Genomic DNA, 18,950 nt, shown 5'->3' with positions numbered 1-18,950 from the left:
TAATCCATGAGCAACAACGGCCCACAACGTATACTTCAGCTTCTCGACCCCAAGGGAACTCCCTCCAAACTGTCACGTGACGGTTATAGTTAGAATTATTATACGATGGTTTGAATGGGGGCACAAGGATAATCTTACGACCTTTTTTCCCCATAAAAAAAGAACATCCTTTAGTAAGGAAGTTCTGTCTCACCGGAATGTTTGATCTGGATGTTTTCCACTTCACAGCGTAACATATATATCCGTTGAACCAGTGGGTGCTCTTCTTGGATGAAGTCCTTCCATCTGCAGAGCGTCCTTTTCCCCACCCGGCGGTCCAGCATAGTAAGTGCTTTAACCAATACATCATCCGACTTCAAAAGCTCGCTGATCGGGGATTGGATATAGTCATCCACCACCGAGAAAAAGTCATATCGGGCGTAGATCCCTTCATGAAGCAACTGCTCATGGGCAAGTGCCTGGATTTCCAGGTTGGTCCCCACATCCCTTTTATCCTCGTTCCACTTCCCTCGGATTTCTTCTTCCCGGTAGTACTCTTCTCGCATAGACGTAATCGAACACATGCTGAACACTTCCTCTTTATCCACCGTCATGACCGCACGCCCCATCTGGTCATGCGCTTTCCGGTATGAAATCACGTGGAAGTCGATCCTGGATTGCAGCTGTTCACAGATCAGATTCATGAGGCGCTTCTTTGTTTTGCTCCAAATCAAGGAAGGCATAGGAGCCTCCTTTCCCTAAAGGTAGATAATTTTTAAAAACCGATCCCAAAAAGAAACCGGGACCGGCTATCAATCGATGGTATTCTCAAAAAAGTGGATCTTACTGATCAGGAACTGAATGAATTTCGGAAAGAAATACGCCCCGAAGAACGCGCACGCAAATGCTTCAGACCACATTCTCAGCCACGTCAGAAGAAAATGGCTGTCATATCCGAAGTTGATGGACACCAACATGAATGAAATAAAGATCGACATGCACAGAGCCGTTACGAATGCCGTAATGACCCTTCTATATTTGGAATGGATTTTCATAGGCTTCTTCCTTTTTAACATTGTGATAACTGTCTGATGGTATCACAAATGAAAACAGGCGTCAAAGATGCAGGGGATGCCCAAGTGGGGTCATTCCCCACGGGTTCCCAACCTTTCAAAGAAGGCCGAGACGTCCTCATCATAGCCGTATTTTGTGATTAATGCTTGCAATCGTTCCCTGTCGTGGGTAGACGTTTTGCCGGTCTCGAGCATTTCTTCGTATAGTTCCACGAAAGGCAGGTTCGACTGCCGGGCGTTCTCCAGTTCCTGTCTTGCGTCATAGCTCACTTTTCTGAACCTTACATCGGCAACACCTGTGTCGTCGATTTCAAGAATGGCATATTGAGCGCGCCGATCCTTCCCGAACGCTTCCCACTTATAGAATGGCTGACCGATGCTTCCTGGGTTGATAATCAGCTGATCTTCGCTGCTATAGCGGAGGAGCTGGTGATGAGTGTGGGCATACACCGCAACATCACCCCCTCCTTTGACCAATTCATCAAAGTTCTTCTGATCATTCGTCGGCCACAGATCGCCTCCGTGACTTTTCGTGGGAAGGTGATGGCTGATGCTGATCGACAAGTGATTCACTTGCTTCGTCAGGTGCAGCGGCAGGTTCCTGATCCGTTCTATATACACTGGTTTTAGGTTCTCACACTGATAGTGCGCAAGCTTTGAAACATAGAGATCGGTAGGATGATGAAGGTCCACTTCCTTCTTCATGACATCAAGGAAACTATCTTCCCAGTTCCCCCTCACATAGACAGAGGCACCTGCGCCCTCCAACATCACAAACAGGTCATTCGTTCCCGGTCCCGGCATGATCAGGTCCCCGAGAAACCAATAATCCGTGACACCTTCTACAATCGAGTCGTCTATCACTGCTTTTAACGCTGTTGCATTTCCATGGACATCAGCCAGCAGGGCAATTTTATGCTTCATGTATGTCTCTCCTTGGAATGGAACGATAATGGATTGCATATTCTACCAGTTTAGCATGTTTCGTTGCATGCAGGGACTGGAGAAAAAAGAAAAAGAAGTACCACGAATCCAACGAAAAAGGCAGCCAATCAACCGGCTGCCTTTCCCTCATTCCTTACTCTTCCCTAAACTTCTTCCCCGTCTTCACAAATGAATCGATATCCCGGTCCAGGTACACCCATCCCTTCCACGCAATGTGGATCGTATCCTTCAGGAAATACGGATCATATTCGTGATCGGAGTAGTCTGTATACGCGAAGCCATTATCCGCGATCTGCGCGGTGATCCGCTTGTAGTAGTCGTCTCTCCCCTTCTTCGGGAAGCCGGTGTAATCGTAGTACTCGCCGTTCACGGGCAGGATGACGAAGAGCGGCTCGGCTTTTGATTGCTTCAATACGTCCATGAGCAATTGGAAGTCGTCATACTCTTTGGATACCCCGTAGGAGTGATCCGTGTTCTTGCCTTTTTTGGCCGCGATCTCGCGGGCCTGATTCTTGTATACCTTGTCGTCGATGTTGAACCGGCTGTGCTGCGTGTGGCGCTCCCCCGTGCGGTCGGCCATCTTCATGAGGGCGTCCCAGGATTGACCTTCGACCTTGTTCGAGGCATTGCGCTGGGCCGATGAGATCGTGAACAATGAATAGTACAGATCCTTTTTCTCCAGCACCTTGCCGTACAGGTTCGACACGGCTGACAGCCCTTGATAGGTAGCGGTTTTATCATGAAGATACGCATCGTACAGTTCATACACGAGCGTATCGTTTTTCACCGTATTATAGGACATCATCCGCTTCATCAGCTTCGTTTTCGTGTCTTCATCGATGATGGAATTGGACGGGAGGTCCATGGCCTGCAGGGCTGAATAGTTCGGGGCGAAGTGATTTTCATCGGTCCCATTCTTCACGAACCATTGAGGCGAGACGATGATCACCATCTGCTTCTGTTGGAGCTGATCGGCGTGACTCGCCAGGTTGATGGCGTGGATGATGGAGGTGGTGCCCCCTTTTCCGACGAGGAACGGCTTGAAGCCGGCATCATTCACCTTGAAATAGTTCGAGGGGTGGTACCGGTCCCATCGCGAGAATTCGGAAGATCCATAGATCGGTAGATACGTATTGTCCTCAAGCATCTCATCCTGCATGAAGGTCCCGGCAAACATGTTCGAGTTCAGGGAACTAGCTGCCTCATCGAGCCGGCCGTCGGGCATCAATTTCACGAGCCACTTGTTCGGTACCGATATCATGCCGATGAACAGCACGAATGCGAGGATCATCGGGCCGAATACGTGTCGCTTTTTCTTCATTTCAGATTCTTCAGCTGCTTGATGATCGCATTTGGCGTGTTCCATACGTCACGGTCAAACTCCGTGATCGGGACGAGGATCCCGAGCCTGTCCTCGAATTCGACGAGCATTTCCACAGTGCCGAATGAATCGAGGAGACCCTCTTCAAACAGGTCCATATCCGGGGTTTCTTTCACCGACTCCTCCTGGCAAACCTCTGCAAGTATGTCTAACACTTCTTGTTCAAAATTCATATTCGTGTTTCCTCCTAGTGGAATGGTTGTCCTGAGAATAGATAGAATCCGAAGCAGATCACATGGAAGGTGATCACAATGGATACGACGGTCGTGAACCGGTTCGCCGGCCACTTCTTATGCTTCTTGTTCCATTTCTCGAAAAAGTTATAGCTGACCATGACGGCCGCATGATAGAGTCCGTAGACGATGTACTGGATCGCAAGGCCATGCCACACCCCCATGAGGGTGAACAGCAGGATGTAGCCGAGATTCGACAGCAGCATCTTGTTCTTGATCCAGCGCTTCTTCTTCATGAGGAACATGAAGCGCATGAACACATAATCCCTGAACCAGAAGGACAGGGTCATATGCCACCGGTTCCAGAAATCCTTGATGTTACGGCTCAGGAACGGCTTGTTGAAGTTCTCCGGGGTCCGGATGCCCATCATGTAGCTGATCCCGACGGCAAACGCCGTATACCCGGCGAAATCGAAGAACAGGTACATGCTGTAGCCGTACATATAGAGCAGGTTATACAGGATCTTGTTCGACGTCATATACGGCAGATTCATGATGAAATAGGTATTGACCGCATATCCGATGATGAACTTATAGAGGAACCCGATGAAAATCTTATGTAATCCCGAGTACAGGAGGGATTGGTAGTCCCTCGCATCCCATACGGTCCCCTCATCTTTCTCGAATCTCCGGTACCGGTCGATCGGTCCCGAGGAGAGCGATGGGTAGAACAGGATGAAATAGGCGATCCGGTAGACCGGCGGCTGCTCCTTGATCAGGCCGTCCCGTATTTCGATGACCATCTGGACGGCTTTGAACGTCAGATAGGAGATCCCGAGGAATGTGGCCCAGTTATCGAAGGCTAGAAACGGAAGCACCTTGGATAGAATCAGGGGCAGGAGGGATAGCGCCACCATGAGATAGAAGACGACTCCTGCATTCCGCTTCGAGCGGTACGCCATATACCATTTAATCAGCAGCACCTGGAACACGGTGAAGGCGATCAAAGTCGCGAACCCTCTCGCCTCCCCCGAGAAGATCAGGGACAGGATGACCACCGAGATGATCAGGTTATAGACACGGAAGCTCTTCCCCATGAGGCCGAGGATGATCGTCGGCAACAGCAGGATTCCGATGATGATAAAGAATAGAAACGAGCCATATACCGTCATGCAAGAACCTCAGCCTTGATGCGCTTGCGGTCGAGTTTCCCATTCGTCGTGATCGGCAGGCTTCCTTTGTAGATGAACTTGCGCGGGACCATATAAGAAGGCAGCGTCTTCTGCAGCTCTTTCCGGATGAACGACGTGAGATGATGCTCCTTCTCGAATGGATGGTCCCCTGGGATGATCGTGGCCACAAGATAATCGATCTTTTCTCCATTCTGGTGAGGGAGGACGACCGTCGATTGTACGTACGGGCACTGATTGATTTGGAATTCGATTTCCTCAAGCTCCATGCGGTACCCGTGAAGCTTGATCTGGAAATCGAGACGTCCCTGGTAGAAGATGCAGCCTTCACGGGCATAACCGGCATCCCCTGTGCGGTAAGCCCACGTTCCTTTATACGAAAAGAACGACTTCTCCGTCAGATGGGGCGCACCGAGGTAGCCTTTACTCACGCTCGGACCGGCGATGATGATCTCCCCTGCTTCCCCGTCCGCTGCAGGCTCTCCTTGTTCATTCAGGATGAGGACCCGGGTATCGGATTTACTGTACCCGACCGGCAGCGATCCGTGATCGGCCAGGATACGGTCCGTGATCTCGACCGAGGTGACGGCGACCGTTGCTTCCGTCGGCCCATATGTATTGAAGATGACGGCTTTCGGGAATCGTTTGCGGAGCTCCTTCGCCACCGAGACCGGCAGTGTTTCCCCGCAGAACTGGAACAGCTCGACGTTTGGCATCTTCGCTTCATTAAATCCTGGGTCCATGAGGCACATCTGCATGAACGAAGGGGTCGATGTCCACACCTGGACGCCGGATGCTTCTAGGGTTTCAAACATTACTTTCGGCTTGTCGACGCAAGATTTTGGGAGGGCAAATAGGGTTCCCCCGGTCACGAGCGCCGGATACAGGTCCATGACGGATAGGTCGAAGGAGAACGGTGCCTGATTGAGGAAGACTTTGTGCTCCCCGATCGGGAAGTCCTCTTTCATCCAGTCCACGAAGCTCTGCAGGTTGCCGCCCGTGATCTGGACCCCTTTTGGATTCCCTGTGCTCCCTGACGTGTAGATGATGTAATACACTTCATCGTCTTTGACCCACGTCCCGGGCGTCACGCTCATCGGTTCGTTCCAATCGAACGCGTCCAATGCCAGAACGGGAACGGAGGCAAACGGGATGGGTTGCCCCGACACGTTGATGATCAGTCCGGCGCCCGAGTTCTCGATGATGGACCGGACCCGCTCATCCGGGATGGAGGTGTCGATGGGGATGTACGGGAAGCCTGCCTTGACGCTCCCCAGGAAGGCGATGGGCATACCCGCTTCCATATGTCCGTAGACGACAATTGGGGTCTGGCGCGGAAGGATGTAGGCGTCCAGCAGATAAGAGGCGAGTTGATCGGATCGTCCCCAAAGCTCCCCGTACGATAGTGCCTGCCCAGTCGCTTTGAAAGCCGTCTGTTCCGGTGATTGTGTTGCATGCTCTTGAATGTCTAACAAAAAGTCCATAGTTCGATTCCCTTCTCCACGTTAAAAATCGTTGTAAATATAGCTTCCGGTATTGGCACTGTGAAAGCTGTATAAAAAGAATAAAATCAGCAGGATCGCCAAGTAGAACGTCGTGTGCACGATCCATCTCACGGCGATCCGTTGATAGAAACGGCTTAATTTATCCATGGTTGTCTCCTTCAAATTTGTACCCCGTCCGGATGACGGTGCGGATATAGTGGGATTCCGTCCCGAGCTTGCTTCTCAGCTTCCGGATGTGGGTGTCGACGACACGGCTGTCTCCGTCGAAGTCCATGCCCCACACCCGGTCGAGGATCGTATCCCTGGATAGCACAATGTTCTTGTTCTCGATGAGCAAGAGCAGGAGATCATATTCTTTCGGCGTGAGTTCCACTTCGGCCCCGTCCACTTCCAGACGGCGTGCCAGCGTATTCAGGAGTGCAGAACCGAACCCGATCATATGACCGTTCGGCAGATAGCTTTCCTTCACCCGCTTCATGAGGGAATTCGCCCGTGCCACCAGCACCCGCGGACTGAAGGGCTTCGTCACATATTCATCGGCCCCGAGCTCAAATCCGTGGATTTTATCGCTGTCAGCCCCCTTCGCGGTCAGCAGGATGATGGGGACACCCGACTTGAGGCGCACCCGGCGGCACACCTCGAATCCATTCACCTTCGGCATCATCACGTCCAGGATGAGGAGGTCCGGAGAGATGGAATCCAGCATCTCCAGCGCCACATCGCCATCCTCTGCTTCGTGTACCTCCCATCCATCCTGGATGAAATAGTCCGAAATGATCTCCCTGATTCTCGCTTCATCTTCCACAAGCAAAACTGTTTTACCCATTTTCTTCGTTCCTCCAGCCTGATTCTTCGATTAGTGTAAAAGGGTCGTATGTCTTTTGTGTGTCCTTTTGCCTTTAATTTGTAAATAGTATAGTAAATTGGACTCCATCTTCGAGGTTCTCGACCTTGTACTCACAGTGATGCATATCGAGGATCTGTTGGGCGATCGACAGTCCGAGTCCCGTCCCGCCGGTCTGGCGGCTGCGCGACAGCTCCCCACGGTAGAATCGTTTCCAGATATGATCGAGTTTGTCTTCAGGGATGTTGTCGCCCCTGTTCCGGAGGATGAAGGTCGTGTCGTGGTCATCGCTCTCGATATCGATGGAGATGGTGCTTCCCTTCTCCGCATGGCGGATGGAATTCACCAGGAAGTTCAGCATCACCTTATCCATCCAGCCGTAATCGGCCACGATCGGCAGTTCCTTGGTGGAGCCGATGACGACGTCGAGATCTTTTTCCTTCAGGGAATAGACCAATTTATTCGAAGCTTTATCCATCAGGTCACTCAATAGGAAGGAAGTCTTCCGCAGCTTGATGGTCCTTGCCTCCAATTTGGCCAGGTCGAGCATGTCCGTCAGCAGCCCTTCCATCTTCTCCGCCTCTTCGACGATGACCTCGAAATAATGATCCTGCTTGTTCGCCCCGATGCCATCCTTCAGTCCCTCCGCAAAACTCTTGATGATGCTGAGCGGTGTCTTCAACTCATGGGAGGCATTGGCGAAGAAGTCCTGTTGGATCTTCTCCATCTCATTCTTCTGCTCCATATCGGCAAGGAGCTGGACGTTCTTCTCCTCGAGCTCCTTCAACGCCTGATCGAGATTCCTCGCCATGAGCAGCATGCTGTTGGACAGATTCCCGATCTCATCTTTCTGACGGACGGGGGAATCGACGGTGAAATCCAGCTTGACCATCCGCTTCGCCATCTTGTCCAACTTGATCAGGGGTTTGCTGACCAACCGCGAGAAGAAGAACGATAGAATGATAATGAGGAAGAGCCCGCCGATCCCCAGATACAAGTAGAAGAGCTGGAGGGCATTGTTCGTGTCCTGGACTTCCTGCAGGGACGTCACGGACACGAGGAGTTCGGTCTTCCCGGCTTTCGTTTTCACCGGATCGATGATGACCATGTTATGCGTCCCGCTCCACGGCTCCGTCCAATCGATCTTCTGCAGCTTCATGTCCTTGACCTTCTTTTCCTGCGACGGCTTCAAAGGGAATAATTCATTCAACGCATCGAATAGCAGTCCCTGCTGGGTGTTCCATGCCTTCGACCGGGGCAGGACCCGTTCGACCACTTCCCCCGTCACCTTATCCGCATAGGACGCATCCACGTCCTCCCCGATCGACGGGAAGCCCTTTTGGGTAATCTGGAAGGGATACATCACCGTAGGGGCATCCTTTTGTTCCTGATCCAGTGCTCCCCACACCGTCAACGTACTTCCTTTATCGATCGCGGCCGCCTTCAGTTCCTGCCCATATGTATTCATGAAGAACGACAGCGACACGACCACAAGAGTCCCGTCTTTTTGTTTAAGCGTGATATGATACGGGTCATTCAACGTCAGATCCCCATCCGTGTCCACGATGGTCAGCTGACTCTTATTCTCCGACATGAACTTCACGGCTTCCCGTGACGCCCTATGCGAGCTCCAATCCTCATTCACATAATGCTCAGAGAACCTCTCCAGTGCGGACTCCACGCCCTTGATCTTGTACTTCTGATAAAAATCCTGAAAAAAGAGCATATGCGCCAAAATGATCATGCCGTAAAAGCACATGAACACGACAACCGTCAGTAGAAATAGTTTCAATGTAATTCCTTTACGCTTCATAAAGCCTCCTGGGTCCTTGATGATGTTTTTACAAGTATACGAGTCTGATATGTTCTTTGTGTGTAGGCAGGATGGCCCGCAAACAGAAATGCATTTAATGGTACTACAAATGGGAGCAGGAATCCAGATGGTGACATATACTCCCAATATGCAAAGATATAAATCATTTATAATAAATATTCAAAACTTTTCCACTTTAAAGTTGTAAAATATTTTCATCCATTGTATGATGAAGGAGACAATTTGTCATTGACCCCCTTTTACCCCTTTGTTTGTACAAAGGGGGTTTTTTGTTATTCCTTGTGGAAAAGGGCTGGATTTGGAGCCAGACATCAAGATCCCATGAAGAGTGTCAGAGCTTTCCACCATTCCAGAAGATGAGCACGGTTGACGGCTGATTGTGCACCATCGTTCCCGGTGGTGAGAGGATGGCTACGTATGAATGATGTATATAAAAAAATGTACACTCTCACTGCCAATCGATTAAATGGTATGTCAGACTATTAAAATAGATAAACAACGCCATTTCAATGAGGCGGAATTCCTTACCGCACCATCATGATTGCCCTCTCCATCCAACTCGTATTGCGATCGTTTAAGAGAGCGATTCTCCCAAAAGAAAAAAGGCCAACCGTCCTACCGGTTAACCTTTCATCCTTCTTTATAAGTTTCCTTAAATGATCTTCTAACACTCTACTGAAACCCTCATTCCTTATCTAAAAGCCGGTTCACGAATCTTGGCAGTACAAAACTTGCATGATGAAGCTCAGGGGTGTAATACTTTGTATCAAGTTCCGAAATATTCTCCATTGACACATCCAATGGATCATACACTTTCGAACCCATCGTAAAGGTCCACATCCCGCTTGGATAGGTTGGGATATTACACGTATATAGGCGAGTGATCGGAAATACCTCGCTTGCGTCCCTCATGACATGTTTGATTAGCTCCGATTTGAACCACGGGTTGTCTGTCTGGGCCACAAATATCCCATCTTCTTTCAGTGCTTTGGCAATGCCCGCATAAAATCCCTTCGTGAACAAGCCCGCAGCGGGACCAACGGGTTCTGTTGAATCGACCAGGATGACGTCATAGACGCCTTCGCTCTTGATGATGTGCTCAAACCCATCTCCGATCAGCAGTTCAGCACGGGCATCCCCGTAGCTGGATGAAATCGTCGGCAGATGTTTCTTCGAGTATTCCACCACTTTGCCATCAATCTCAACCTGCATCACACTCTCGACTCCTGGATGCTTCAGCACTTCCCTGATCGTCCCGCCATCTCCTCCACCGACGACCAACACCTTTTTGGGTGAAGGGTGAGTGAATAATGGGATATGCGCGATCATCTCATGATAGACGAATTCGTCTTTCTCCGATGTCATGACCATCCCGTCGAGTAGCAGCATATTGCCGAACTCTTCTGTCTCCAGCATTTCTAGCTGTTGAAAATCCGTCTGCTCGCTCTCAAGCGTGCGACGAACTTTCCCGGTGATTCCGAAAGACTTCGTTTGTTTCTCCGTAAACCATACTGACATGTTATCCAACTCCCAATTAACTAATTAACTTTAATCCAATAGCCGCGCTCAACACCATGGCCATGAAGATAATTCGTAAGATGCTCTTAGATTCCCCATAAAATAAAATCCCGACCAGTCCTGATCCCACGGTACCGATTCCCGTCCAGATCGCATAGGCCGTACCCATTGGTAGAGACTGCATCGACAAACTCAAAAATGTGAAGCTGCATGCAAGCCCGACCACAAAGATGAGATAGGATGATACGCTTTTTTTCCGGGTGATCAGGTTCAATCCCGTTACACCGACCACTTCAAATACCCCTGCAAGAATAAGGAATGTCCATCCCATTACGATTCGCCCCCCTGTTCCTGACTCTTCCCTGTCACCAGCTTAAGCCCGATGACCCCTGCCAATAACACAAGGATCAATACGACTTTAGCCACCTGGAACGGGACATTGAAAAAGACCATTTCCGCAATGACCGTACCCGTCGTTCCAAGACCGGCAAAAACGGCATAGGCGGTCCCGACCGGCAGGGACATTTGTGTAGCCTTAATCAGGAACCCAAACGATAAGGCAATGGCTGCGATTGTCGCTGCCCACGTGATGAAATCTGAAGAATGTTTCAATCCGATGACCCAGCCCACTTCGAATAGGGAGCCGAGTACAACGAACGTCCACGCTTTATTCATTCATGACACTCCCTTTCACTTACGCCTTTCCAAAACACTTCCAATGAGTGGTCCAAACGTTTTTCCAGTCGGTCAGTTCGTCCATACATTAATTCCACCAACAGTCCATCAAGGATTGTCAGATACGCAACAGAAGCTTTTTCAGGTGTCATTTCATCGTGTAATTGTCCATACTTTTCAAACAGTTGAACAAATAAGGATTCTAAGCCTGATATATATTTCTCAGTCCCTTCCTTTATGGGCTCTTCCAATTCAACAGGCGGAAAAAAGGATGTCCTTAAGAAGAATTTCATATTTGAGTCTTCCCGGTATCGAGCAAGATAATTAGCAGGAAATTGGTTCAACATATTGCGTATGGATGTATCACTATCGACCAGATCCATTTCAATGAAATCCAATTCATATTGAACGGAATCTTCAAAAGCACGGATAAAAAGATCTTCTTTACTTTTAAAATGCGAATAAATGGATTGCTTTTTAATACCCGCTTTATCTGCGATCGCAGATAGAGAAGCTCCTTGATAGCCATGAAGGGCGAATTGCTCAAGGGCAATCGCTTTTAATTCGTTTGATTTCATTTTCTCCACTCCCTTACGAACGTTCGTAAGTTATTTTATCCAGGTAGGGCCTGAATGTCAAATGTTCGATTGGCTCTCCTTTCGATTGTCACAAAAAAGACACGGGAGTGAACCATCATGGAGCATTCAGCCAGTAAGAAAATTGACAGTACGCCGGGTGGTTTGACATGCTGAAAAGGGAAAGTCCGGTAAATGAAAATACATGATGGATTGATTTCCTGTATGAGCTTCAATCCAGTCAAAAAGTGGGGATCAAGAGGATGTTTGTATTTCAGAAATATTTGTGGAAGTTCTTCTGTGTATGGTTTGTGATTGGATTGATTCTAGTCGGTTTCTCGCTCTTGCCGCCTTGGCTTGAGTGGGCAAACACGGTGTTTTTGTTTGCTTCAGGGTTATATGCATCGTGTTATCTGTGGAATGTCTTGCCAAAGGGACGATTCATCATTCCATTCATCTTTTTCGGGTCCATCGCAATTGAGTCCATCGGTACCCACACCGGCCTGATATTCGGTGAGTATACATATGAAGCAGATTTCGGACTGATGTTCCTCGGTGTACCGATCACAATGGGACCTGCGTGGCTATCGGTCATGGGAGCCAGTTTGGCCTTTTCTAAATTATTCTCCTTCCGTCACAGGACCGTGATACTGGTTCCCCTCTTTGCCGTGTGGTTGGACCTGGCCATCGATCCCGTGGCGGCCAATGTAAAATCCTACTGGATCTGGGCCGATGGAGGATTGTATTACGACATTCCTTCCCAAAACTTTCTCGGATGGTATCTCACAGCCCTTTTATTTGCCATCCTGATCTCCAGATTTGAACAAAAAACGACGATGATGGAGTTAGAGAGGAATAACCAGTACTTGTTCTTAATGCTGCATATCCTGTTCGGTTTTACTGCATTTATTTCTGGACTTTATGGGGTCTTGGCGGTCGGCGTCTCATCGAGCATCTGTTACTTGTTCTTGAAAAAGATCCGCACCGAACCATGATTCGACCGGAAGAGGAAAAGCCTGGCTGCAGCCAGGCTTTTATCTGTCGTAATGGGATGACACTCATTCCCATGTAGACCTCATTCTCCGACCATCCCATCACCATCGCGGTCATCCATATATTCATAGAGCCATGAATCCCTCGTGATCGGCATCTTGAATCCGGCCGCTTTCGCTTCAGCGATCGTCACCCTGCCGTTATGATCCGTATCAACCTTACTGATATCATGAGTGCTTTCCTGTGTTGAGGCAGCCTCTGGAGCCGCTGCAGGTTCGGCTTCTGCTTCTGCTCGTGCATTCACATCATCCGGGTTCACGTTATCGAAGTCATCCGTCACGGTTCTTCCCTTCATGATGTATGTATACGTGTAATGATCGGGAATCTGTGTTTCTGTATCTGGATAGCTGATCTTTGCCACGAAGTTTGTCACTCCTCCGGCATCGCGGATCACTTTTTCCATGTAAGCTTGATCCCCGTGACGGTTGAGGGTGCTGTCCTGAGGCGTGATGTTATAGGCATTGGACACTCCGCCCAGTGAGTCGGCGATCACATGCCCCTGGTCGAGGTAGGAACGCTCCGTCCCCGGAACATTGGCTTCATCGTAATAATACCTGCCTGACGACTTAACCGGCTCCGTTTGATCATCCTGAAGAATGATTTCCTTCGCCTCCACGCGGATCAACTGTCCATATTCATTGGTGAACGCCCAGTACTCCCTGTCACCGAATCCGATATCCACACGGACGTTGGGCTCACGATCACCGGACCTGTCCCCGCCGTCGACTTCGATCAGTTTATAGTCGCTGTAGTCAATGTCCCCATTGATGCTTGTAGCAGAAGCCGTGGTCGCAGGTTCGCTTTCACGCTTTTCTGGTTCATCCTTGGATTCCTCTGCTTCCGCCGCTTCACTTTTAGCGCCGTCTTTTTTGCTCTCATCTGCTTTCTGTTCGCTTACTTGTTTGGTATCGTCTTTGTCTGACGCCTGATTTTGCTGTGGAGCACACGCCGCAAGCGTCATCATGACAAGTGATATCAGTAAATAGGTTGCTTTCTTCATATCCATTCCCCTTTAAGAATAATCATTTCAAACCCTATTAGAATACTACTCTTTTGCCTTCTCCTGCCCCGTTGTTTGTGTCTAAACCATGACGTTTTCCAAATTATAGTCTTGTTCTCCCTCTCCTTCAATCAACTAAAATGATGGTTATGCTATGGTGGAAACAGGACGACCTTTGAAGGAGGACGAAAAAATGAAAACGTTTCATTCGCCAACACGCTGGAATCTGAACAACCTTTTACACGGACTTGATATGGACCGCTGGGACCAACAGTTGAATGTCCTCGGGGAATCCTTAAAAGCGTTCCACACGACAGAAATCCCCTGCGAACAGGATCTCTTTCGCCTTTCCGACATCATCCAACACCTTGATTCAGCCGAATCCTTTTATTACTGCCTGACCGTAGAAGAGATCGCCCCCACTACCTTATCTTCATTCCACTCCACGATCACATCCTTAACGTCAGAGGCCCGTACCATCCGCTCCAAGTGGCAGGCATTGCTTGAAACCATGAGCCCTGCTCAATGGGAGGACTGGTCCAACACCATTCCCCACCGTCGTTTCATAGCTGAACTTACCGGTGGAACCAAGTCGAACGATTCCCTCGCAACACTAAAGTCCCTTGAAGAAAAGTATCTCGCGCTGGTCAGGAACCTGACCGTGCATGCCGATCTTGGAGAAGGCGAGAAGGACCTTCCTTTTGCAGAAGCCAATAAAATCGCCATGACCCATGCCGACCCTGCCATGAGGGAGCTGGCATTCCAAGGACTGAACCGTGCACTGCAGGAAAAGGCTCCTGAAGCAGCATCCATTTATAATGAAATGGTTGGGTTGAGGCTCGAGGATCAAAAGCGGGACCATGTGAACTATCTTGATGACTCCCTCGGCGCGAATGGAATCTCCAGCGCGACCCTTCACGCCATGTGGGACGCAGTCGATTCCCATCTGGATGAATTCTCGGACTACCTCACCCTCAAAGCGAATGAGGCCGGGAAGGAAAAACTGTCCTGGCTCGAGCTCATGACGGCATCTGAAAATGCTTTACCGAAAGTCCCTTACCCACAGGCAATCGAGAGGACTTTGAACTCCCTCGCAACAATCGATCCCAAGATGTCCGAATTTGTAAAAGAGACACTCACAAACAACTGGGTGGACGCAGAAACACGTCCTGGAAAACCATTCGGCGGATTTTGTGCCCCATTTCTTACTCAAGGTGAATCCAGGATTTCCCTCAGCTATGACAACAGTCTGGATAGCGCAAGACGGCTGGCCCATGAGCTTGGCCATGCCTGGCATTTCAAGCAGATGAAAACCAGGAACACCCTTCGCTCACTGGACGAAACGCTCGAAATGACCATGGCCGAGAGCGCTTCGATCCTGTTTGAAACGGCCCTGATCGAGGATGTCATCAAGGGGACAATTGATCCGGCCATCAAGAAATCCATCCTTGGATGGAAAGTGGAACAAAGCATCAACTACCTCATGTCCATAAGGGCCGCCTACCTATTCGAAACGGCCTTTTACGAGAAGCGAAAATCCGGACCGCTCCCTTTAGAGGAGATGGAGGCGCTCCTCCTTTCGACGCAGCAAAAAGCCTATGGAAACGGGTTAGCAGCATACGAACCGTGCTTGTGGATGAAATACCCCCATTTCTTCCGGTCCGACCTTTCCTTCTATAATTATCCCTACTCCTTCGGCTTCCTCTTCAGCATCGGCCTGCTGGAGCTTGCCCGAAAGCGCGATGGATTTGCCCGCAGCTTCCAGGCATTTTTGAGCGAAACCGGCATGCTACCCCTGGAAGAACTGACGAAAAAGCACTTCAACATCGACCTGTCCCAGCCTGCCTTCTGGCAGCAGACGATGAAACGGGTGGTGGAGGATGTAAATGAATATAAACAGTGCATGTAATGGGCTGAATGGAAGAACAAAAAGTCGGTTTCCTGATGCCAGGGAACCGACTTTTAAACTCTTAAAACCCATTGAACCAATTACCAATATCTGTTACCATATCCACTGAATCGAATAATCATAAAGGAGAGGATCGGCATGGGTGTTTTTGTTATTATTTTATTATTTACATTGTCAACAATGTTATTTACGATCTCAGAAGTATTAAAGATCAAAAAGGAAAATATGCAGCTTAGGGAAGAGCTTGATGAACTGAAGAAGAGGATCTCGTAAGTTCATATCCTTCTACTATCATGATGCTCCCTACAATGACTGGCCCATTCTCCCTTTGGTTTGACTAGTTACCTGCTTTCATAGTGGATATAAACGCGCTAAACTCTTCAAAACTCGTTTCTCCCAATACCAATTTAGACGTCTGAGCAAAGATCTCCTCATTTATCGTCCGTTCACGATTCGTTGTTCGTTCAATCCATCCGTCTTCTTGATCCACTTTGTCTACCACATTCGTTCGGTTCAAGAATGCTTCATAGTACCTCAATCCGAATTTCCTTTGCGAGATGGCATTCATATGAATGCCGTCGGGATTGGCCGTCAATCCCTTTGAGGTGACAAGATACGTATGTTCTTCGGAATGGGCAACGTCAGCTAACACCTCGTTTATTTGCTTATACTCCACCGCACTCTTTCCGAATCCGGACTCTCCAAGGTACTCTCCCAATTCACCCATGATAATGGGAATATCCGGAGCATTCAATTCCTTTCTCAAGTGATTGAATAACGTGCAGACTTTCTCCTTATACGTTTCATAGCGTCCACCGTAGCTGTCGCTTTCTCCCTGATGCCACAGAATACCGACGAGTTCACTTGTTTCCATGGCAAATCTTGCTTCGGAAATGGCATGTCTGGTCAGGATCCCATCAGGTGTCCACTCATCGATCGAGCTTCCACCCTCGGCACAGGGGATCAATCCAATGGATTCCCCAGGGTGATCCTCTGTCCAAGCTTGAGCGAATGACGCTGCGGGGCCAACACCTGCTACGTGGCGATCCACATTCAGCGGTTCAGCCATCATCTGCCATCTACCATTTCGCAGCATACTGATGTGCTCATTGTAGATCGGAGGCACATCCTCCATGAATCCTCTTCCCGCCATATTCGACTGTCCAATCAATAAGATCGACTTCATTCCAACACCTCTTTCTTGATGTACGATGGGCCATCACTTAAGGGCGTTAAGCGTAGCTTCGGCCACCTCGGCAATCAGCGCATCGTCATACTCGGCATCCTCCGTATCATGACGGGTCATGATGGCGAGGATGATCGGCTCCCGATCTGGCGGCCAGACCACGGCGATATCATTTCTCGTCCCGTATCTTCCGGCCCCGCTCTTATCAGCGATCGTCCAGCCTTCAGTTGCGCCGGCCCGGATCAGTGTATCTCCCGTCGCATTTCCTTGCATCCAATCCAGTAGACGTTCGCGCTTATCGTCCGTAAGCAGGTCTCCCACTGCAAATCCTTGAAGACTCGTGGCAAGGGCCGCCGGAGTGCTGGTGTCACGGGTATTTCCCGGGGTGAATTCATTCAAAGCCGTCTCGTATCGATCCGATTGTGTCACGTCATCGCCGATCTCCCTTAGAGATTGCTGGAATTGTTCAGGGCCTCCCAGTTCCTCAAAAAGCAAGTTGCCGGCCGTGTTGTCACTGGTCCGGACCGCCGCCTCGCTTAGTTCCGCCAGGGTCATGCCCGTATCAACATGTTTTTCCGTTATGGGAGAGTATGAAACCAGGTCATCCTCGGTGTACGTGATGACCTCCTCCAGCTCTTCCATGGTATTTTGCTTCAATACAAGTGCCGCAGCCAGCGCCTTGTACGTGGAGGCAAAAGCGAAGCGCTCCTCTGATCGATAATCGATGGTCTCATCAGACCCCGTATCGATGGCATAGACCCCGACCCGGGCGTCATAATCACTCTCGATCGTGGCAAACGTCTCATCCAGATCGGTGCTCTCCTCCGCTTCCTTTTGGGAGGAAGGTTCGGGTGTTTTCTCCGGCTTCATGCAGGCAGATAGCGTCATCAGGACCAGTAAGGTAAACATCGTGACCATAAGGATTTTCTTATTCAATACCATCACCTCTTTCTTTCTATACTACAGACACGTGTGATGGGATGGCTATCCATAATCAGACCTGCTACCAATGGTTTAGGTGCCTATTATTCTCAAGTTCAGTTCTTCCGAAAGGGGATGGTGCGTAGATTTAATCTGACATAAGAACCCTGTGTTGAAAATAGAGTTTAGTTAGCGTGTGCCACAGCTTTGACTTCAATCCATTGCTCCGGGAACGCCAGATGAGTCACGCCGATGAGGCTGCCGGCCGGTCTGTGCTGCCCCAGGTATTCCTTGAACAGTCGGATGACCGAGTCGGAGTGCTTTTCCGGATCGGTCAGAAAGACTTCCACATATGCAAGATTGGTCTTTGTGACATCGAATTCCTTCATTACTCGATCGAGGTTCTCAAATGTTTGCAGAGTCTGAGCTTCAATATCCCCCTTGCCCACAAACGCTCCATCCTGATCGTGTGAAAATTGACCAGAAACATAAATCGTTCCGTTGACGCTGTATCCTTGAACAATGCCGTGATCCCATAAATTGTGGTTGTAGGTTTTAACATGTGACATGTGATCCTCTCCTTTATCTCAATGTAAGGTCAGTATAAAATGGAAACAAAGAGAAAAACAGTACGCACAATAAAGATAGGTACTATCAGAAAGGATAGTGTCAACATGAGTATGGCTGAATTTAACGAAAAGGGAACGATTCAAGAGACATCCTTCGGGTATACGTTATCCGTCATTGGAGGTAAGTGGAAGATGCTGATTCTGTATCTCCTAGCGGAAAATCAACCCGTTCGCTTTAATGACATGAAAAGAAGAATCGGAGCGATCACCTTTAAAACATTGAGTTCACAACTGAAAGAGTTGGAAGCAGACGGGATGGTCAAACGAAAGGAATATCCTCAAATCCCGCCTAAAGTGGAGTACAGTCTTACACCCAAAGGTGAATCCCTATTGCCATTATTGGAGCAGCTATGTGAGTGGGGAGAAAAAAACCGTACTGATTGATGATGGTCATCTAAGATACCCACCATTATTCAAGTCAAATGTCGCCCCTGTTTCTACAGCATGCGCTCTGGCTACCTGAAGCAAAGCATCCCCACCGCCCTTCCCTCCTTGCATCCTTTGCCACGCAGCCCCAAATAGTCACAAAGGCTACCGAGTAATCGGCAGCCTGTTTTGTT

General features: G+C 49.2%; 21 protein-coding genes. 3 read left to right on the top strand and 18 right to left on the bottom strand.

Annotation, left to right across the window (positions count from 1 at the left end; all coding sequences use genetic code 11):
• Nucleotides 1–170: 170 nt before the first annotated feature.
• The 14 genes from D5E69_RS04560 to D5E69_RS04495 form a co-directional block, all read right to left on the bottom strand.
• On the bottom strand, nucleotides 171–722 hold the full coding sequence (locus D5E69_RS04560) for an SF0329 family protein (protein WP_159129288.1): 552 nt from the start codon (nucleotides 720–722) through the stop codon (nucleotides 171–173).
• Nucleotides 723–791: 69 nt separating this feature from the next.
• Nucleotides 792–1,034: a DUF2798 domain-containing protein gene (locus D5E69_RS04555; RefSeq protein WP_048005480.1), complete on the bottom strand. Its 243-nt coding sequence runs from the start codon at nucleotides 1,032–1,034 to the stop codon at nucleotides 792–794.
• Nucleotides 1,035–1,124: 90 nt separating this feature from the next.
• On the bottom strand, nucleotides 1,125–1,976 hold the full coding sequence (locus tag D5E69_RS04550; protein WP_048005481.1) for a metallophosphoesterase family protein: 852 nt from the start codon (nucleotides 1,974–1,976) through the stop codon (nucleotides 1,125–1,127).
• A gap of 154 nt (nucleotides 1,977–2,130) precedes the next feature.
• Nucleotides 2,131–3,318, bottom strand: a complete 1,188-nt coding sequence (gene dltD / locus D5E69_RS04545; protein ID WP_159129287.1) for a D-alanyl-lipoteichoic acid biosynthesis protein DltD — start codon at nucleotides 3,316–3,318, stop codon at nucleotides 2,131–2,133.
• Nucleotides 3,315–3,551: a D-alanine--poly(phosphoribitol) ligase subunit 2 gene (dltC, locus tag D5E69_RS04540; RefSeq protein ID WP_053428508.1), complete on the bottom strand. Its 237-nt coding sequence runs from the start codon at nucleotides 3,549–3,551 to the stop codon at nucleotides 3,315–3,317. The genes dltD and dltC overlap by 4 nt, the downstream gene beginning before the upstream one ends.
• 14 nt (nucleotides 3,552–3,565) lie before the next feature.
• The gene (gene dltB / locus D5E69_RS04535; RefSeq protein ID WP_159129286.1) at nucleotides 3,566–4,723 is read right to left on the bottom strand and encodes a D-alanyl-lipoteichoic acid biosynthesis protein DltB; all 1,158 of its coding nucleotides are present in this window, start codon (nucleotides 4,721–4,723) and stop codon (nucleotides 3,566–3,568) included.
• Entirely contained in the window at nucleotides 4,720–6,225 is a 1,506-nt protein-coding gene (dltA, locus tag D5E69_RS04530; protein ID WP_159129285.1) for a D-alanine--poly(phosphoribitol) ligase subunit DltA, read from the bottom strand. Before dltA ends, dltB begins: the two co-directional genes overlap by 4 nt.
• A 21-nt stretch (nucleotides 6,226–6,246) precedes the next feature.
• Nucleotides 6,247–6,393 carry a teichoic acid D-Ala incorporation-associated protein DltX gene (locus D5E69_RS04525; RefSeq protein ID WP_159129284.1) on the bottom strand — a complete coding sequence of 49 codons (147 nt, stop codon included), beginning with the start codon at nucleotides 6,391–6,393 and terminating at the stop codon, nucleotides 6,247–6,249.
• Nucleotides 6,386–7,072, bottom strand: coding sequence for a response regulator transcription factor (locus D5E69_RS04520; protein WP_053428511.1), 687 nt, complete (start codon nucleotides 7,070–7,072; stop codon nucleotides 6,386–6,388). The genes D5E69_RS04525 and D5E69_RS04520 overlap by 8 nt, the downstream gene beginning before the upstream one ends.
• A gap of 73 nt (nucleotides 7,073–7,145) precedes the next feature.
• Entirely contained in the window at nucleotides 7,146–8,903 is a 1,758-nt protein-coding gene (locus D5E69_RS04515) for a sensor histidine kinase (protein ID WP_159129283.1), read from the bottom strand.
• Nucleotides 8,904–9,608: 705 nt separating this feature from the next.
• Nucleotides 9,609–10,442 (bottom strand): polyamine aminopropyltransferase, encoded by an 834-nt coding sequence (gene speE, locus D5E69_RS04510; protein ID WP_159129282.1) that lies wholly within the window; start codon nucleotides 10,440–10,442, stop codon nucleotides 9,609–9,611.
• 16 nt (nucleotides 10,443–10,458) lie between these two features.
• Nucleotides 10,459–10,773, bottom strand: a complete 315-nt coding sequence (locus D5E69_RS04505; RefSeq protein WP_048015360.1) for a DMT family transporter — start codon at nucleotides 10,771–10,773, stop codon at nucleotides 10,459–10,461.
• A complete protein-coding gene (locus D5E69_RS04500; RefSeq protein WP_159129281.1) occupies nucleotides 10,773–11,117 on the bottom strand; it encodes a DMT family transporter in 345 nt (114 codons plus the stop codon). Before D5E69_RS04500 ends, D5E69_RS04505 begins: the two co-directional genes overlap by 1 nt.
• On the bottom strand, nucleotides 11,114–11,695 hold the full coding sequence (locus D5E69_RS04495; protein ID WP_159129280.1) for a TetR/AcrR family transcriptional regulator: 582 nt from the start codon (nucleotides 11,693–11,695) through the stop codon (nucleotides 11,114–11,116). Before D5E69_RS04495 ends, D5E69_RS04500 begins: the two co-directional genes overlap by 4 nt.
• A 260-nt stretch (nucleotides 11,696–11,955) precedes the next feature.
• On the opposite strand from D5E69_RS04495, the gene D5E69_RS04490 reads away from it, so the two are divergent.
• On the top strand, nucleotides 11,956–12,687 hold the full coding sequence (locus D5E69_RS04490) for a carotenoid biosynthesis protein (protein ID WP_159129279.1): 732 nt from the start codon (nucleotides 11,956–11,958) through the stop codon (nucleotides 12,685–12,687).
• Nucleotides 12,688–12,767: 80 nt separating this feature from the next.
• Here the strand turns inward: D5E69_RS04490 and D5E69_RS04485 are convergent, their stop codons facing one another.
• Nucleotides 12,768–13,745: a DNA/RNA non-specific endonuclease gene (locus tag D5E69_RS04485; protein WP_063190957.1), complete on the bottom strand. Its 978-nt coding sequence runs from the start codon at nucleotides 13,743–13,745 to the stop codon at nucleotides 12,768–12,770.
• A 193-nt stretch (nucleotides 13,746–13,938) separates the two neighbouring features.
• Here D5E69_RS04485 and D5E69_RS04480 point away from each other — a divergent pair, with 193 nt between their 5' ends.
• Entirely contained in the window at nucleotides 13,939–15,654 is a 1,716-nt protein-coding gene (locus D5E69_RS04480) for a M3 family metallopeptidase (protein ID WP_159129278.1), read from the top strand.
• Nucleotides 15,655–15,991: 337 nt separating this feature from the next.
• On the opposite strand, the gene D5E69_RS04475 is transcribed toward D5E69_RS04480, so the two are convergent.
• The 3 genes from D5E69_RS04475 to D5E69_RS04465 all read right to left on the bottom strand — a co-directional run bounded on the left by D5E69_RS04475 (nucleotide 15,992) and on the right by D5E69_RS04465 (nucleotide 18,330).
• Nucleotides 15,992–16,840 (bottom strand): sialate O-acetylesterase, encoded by an 849-nt coding sequence (locus D5E69_RS04475; protein ID WP_159129277.1) that lies wholly within the window; start codon nucleotides 16,838–16,840, stop codon nucleotides 15,992–15,994.
• Between the two features lie 33 nt (nucleotides 16,841–16,873).
• Nucleotides 16,874–17,782, bottom strand: coding sequence for a class A beta-lactamase (gene bla / locus D5E69_RS04470; RefSeq protein WP_159130323.1), 909 nt, complete (start codon nucleotides 17,780–17,782; stop codon nucleotides 16,874–16,876).
• 164 nt (nucleotides 17,783–17,946) lie between these two features.
• Nucleotides 17,947–18,330, bottom strand: a complete 384-nt coding sequence (locus D5E69_RS04465; RefSeq protein WP_048013825.1) for a RidA family protein — start codon at nucleotides 18,328–18,330, stop codon at nucleotides 17,947–17,949.
• Nucleotides 18,331–18,435: 105 nt separating this feature from the next.
• On the opposite strand from D5E69_RS04465, the gene D5E69_RS04460 reads away from it, so the two are divergent.
• Nucleotides 18,436–18,774: a winged helix-turn-helix transcriptional regulator gene (locus D5E69_RS04460; protein WP_048015352.1), complete on the top strand. Its 339-nt coding sequence runs from the start codon at nucleotides 18,436–18,438 to the stop codon at nucleotides 18,772–18,774.
• The last annotated feature ends 176 nt before the right edge of the window (nucleotides 18,775–18,950 follow it).

It is taken from the genome of Rossellomorea marisflavi (genome assembly GCF_009806575.1).
In the GTDB taxonomy this organism is placed as follows: domain Bacteria; phylum Bacillota; class Bacilli; order Bacillales; family Bacillaceae_B; genus Rossellomorea; species Rossellomorea marisflavi_A.
Note: the sequence above shows the minus strand (reverse complement) of the source record. Positions and strands in the feature narration are given on the sequence as shown.

Bases quoted from the DNA above. Each gene is read 5' to 3' on its own strand.
- dltD (WP_159129287.1), bottom strand. From the start codon at position 3,318: ATGAAGAAAAAGCGACACGTATTCGGCCCGATGATCCTCGCATTCGTG.
- dltC (WP_053428508.1), bottom strand. From the start codon at position 3,551: ATGAATTTTGAACAAGAAGTGTTAGACATACTTGCAGAGGTTTGCCAG.
- D5E69_RS04550 (WP_048005481.1), bottom strand. From the start codon at position 1,976: ATGAAGCATAAAATTGCCCTGCTGGCTGATGTCCATGGAAATGCAACA.
- D5E69_RS04560 (WP_159129288.1), bottom strand. From the start codon at position 722: ATGCCTTCCTTGATTTGGAGCAAAACAAAGAAGCGCCTCATGAATCTG.
- D5E69_RS04495 (WP_159129280.1), bottom strand. From the start codon at position 11,695: ATGAAATCAAACGAATTAAAAGCGATTGCCCTTGAGCAATTCGCCCTT.
- D5E69_RS04475 (WP_159129277.1), bottom strand. From the start codon at position 16,840: ATGAAGTCGATCTTATTGATTGGACAGTCGAATATGGCGGGAAGAGGA.
- D5E69_RS04480 (WP_159129278.1), top strand. From the start codon at position 13,939: ATGAAAACGTTTCATTCGCCAACACGCTGGAATCTGAACAACCTTTTA.
- D5E69_RS04500 (WP_159129281.1), bottom strand. From the start codon at position 11,117: ATGAATAAAGCGTGGACGTTCGTTGTACTCGGCTCCCTATTCGAAGTG.
- D5E69_RS04515 (WP_159129283.1), bottom strand. From the start codon at position 8,903: ATGAAGCGTAAAGGAATTACATTGAAACTATTTCTACTGACGGTTGTC.
- D5E69_RS04525 (WP_159129284.1), bottom strand. From the start codon at position 6,393: ATGGATAAATTAAGCCGTTTCTATCAACGGATCGCCGTGAGATGGATC.
- D5E69_RS04505 (WP_048015360.1), bottom strand. From the start codon at position 10,773: ATGGGATGGACATTCCTTATTCTTGCAGGGGTATTTGAAGTGGTCGGT.
- D5E69_RS04460 (WP_048015352.1), top strand. From the start codon at position 18,436: ATGAGTATGGCTGAATTTAACGAAAAGGGAACGATTCAAGAGACATCC.
- D5E69_RS04555 (WP_048005480.1), bottom strand. From the start codon at position 1,034: ATGAAAATCCATTCCAAATATAGAAGGGTCATTACGGCATTCGTAACG.
- dltA (WP_159129285.1), bottom strand. From the start codon at position 6,225: ATGGACTTTTTGTTAGACATTCAAGAGCATGCAACACAATCACCGGAA.
- D5E69_RS04520 (WP_053428511.1), bottom strand. From the start codon at position 7,072: ATGGGTAAAACAGTTTTGCTTGTGGAAGATGAAGCGAGAATCAGGGAG.
- D5E69_RS04485 (WP_063190957.1), bottom strand. From the start codon at position 13,745: ATGAAGAAAGCAACCTATTTACTGATATCACTTGTCATGATGACGCTT.
- bla (WP_159130323.1), bottom strand. From the start codon at position 17,782: ATGGTATTGAATAAGAAAATCCTTATGGTCACGATGTTTACCTTACTG.
- D5E69_RS04490 (WP_159129279.1), top strand. From the start codon at position 11,956: ATGTTTGTATTTCAGAAATATTTGTGGAAGTTCTTCTGTGTATGGTTT.
- speE (WP_159129282.1), bottom strand. From the start codon at position 10,442: ATGTCAGTATGGTTTACGGAGAAACAAACGAAGTCTTTCGGAATCACC.
- D5E69_RS04465 (WP_048013825.1), bottom strand. From the start codon at position 18,330: ATGTCACATGTTAAAACCTACAACCACAATTTATGGGATCACGGCATT.
- dltB (WP_159129286.1), bottom strand. From the start codon at position 4,723: ATGACGGTATATGGCTCGTTTCTATTCTTTATCATCATCGGAATCCTG.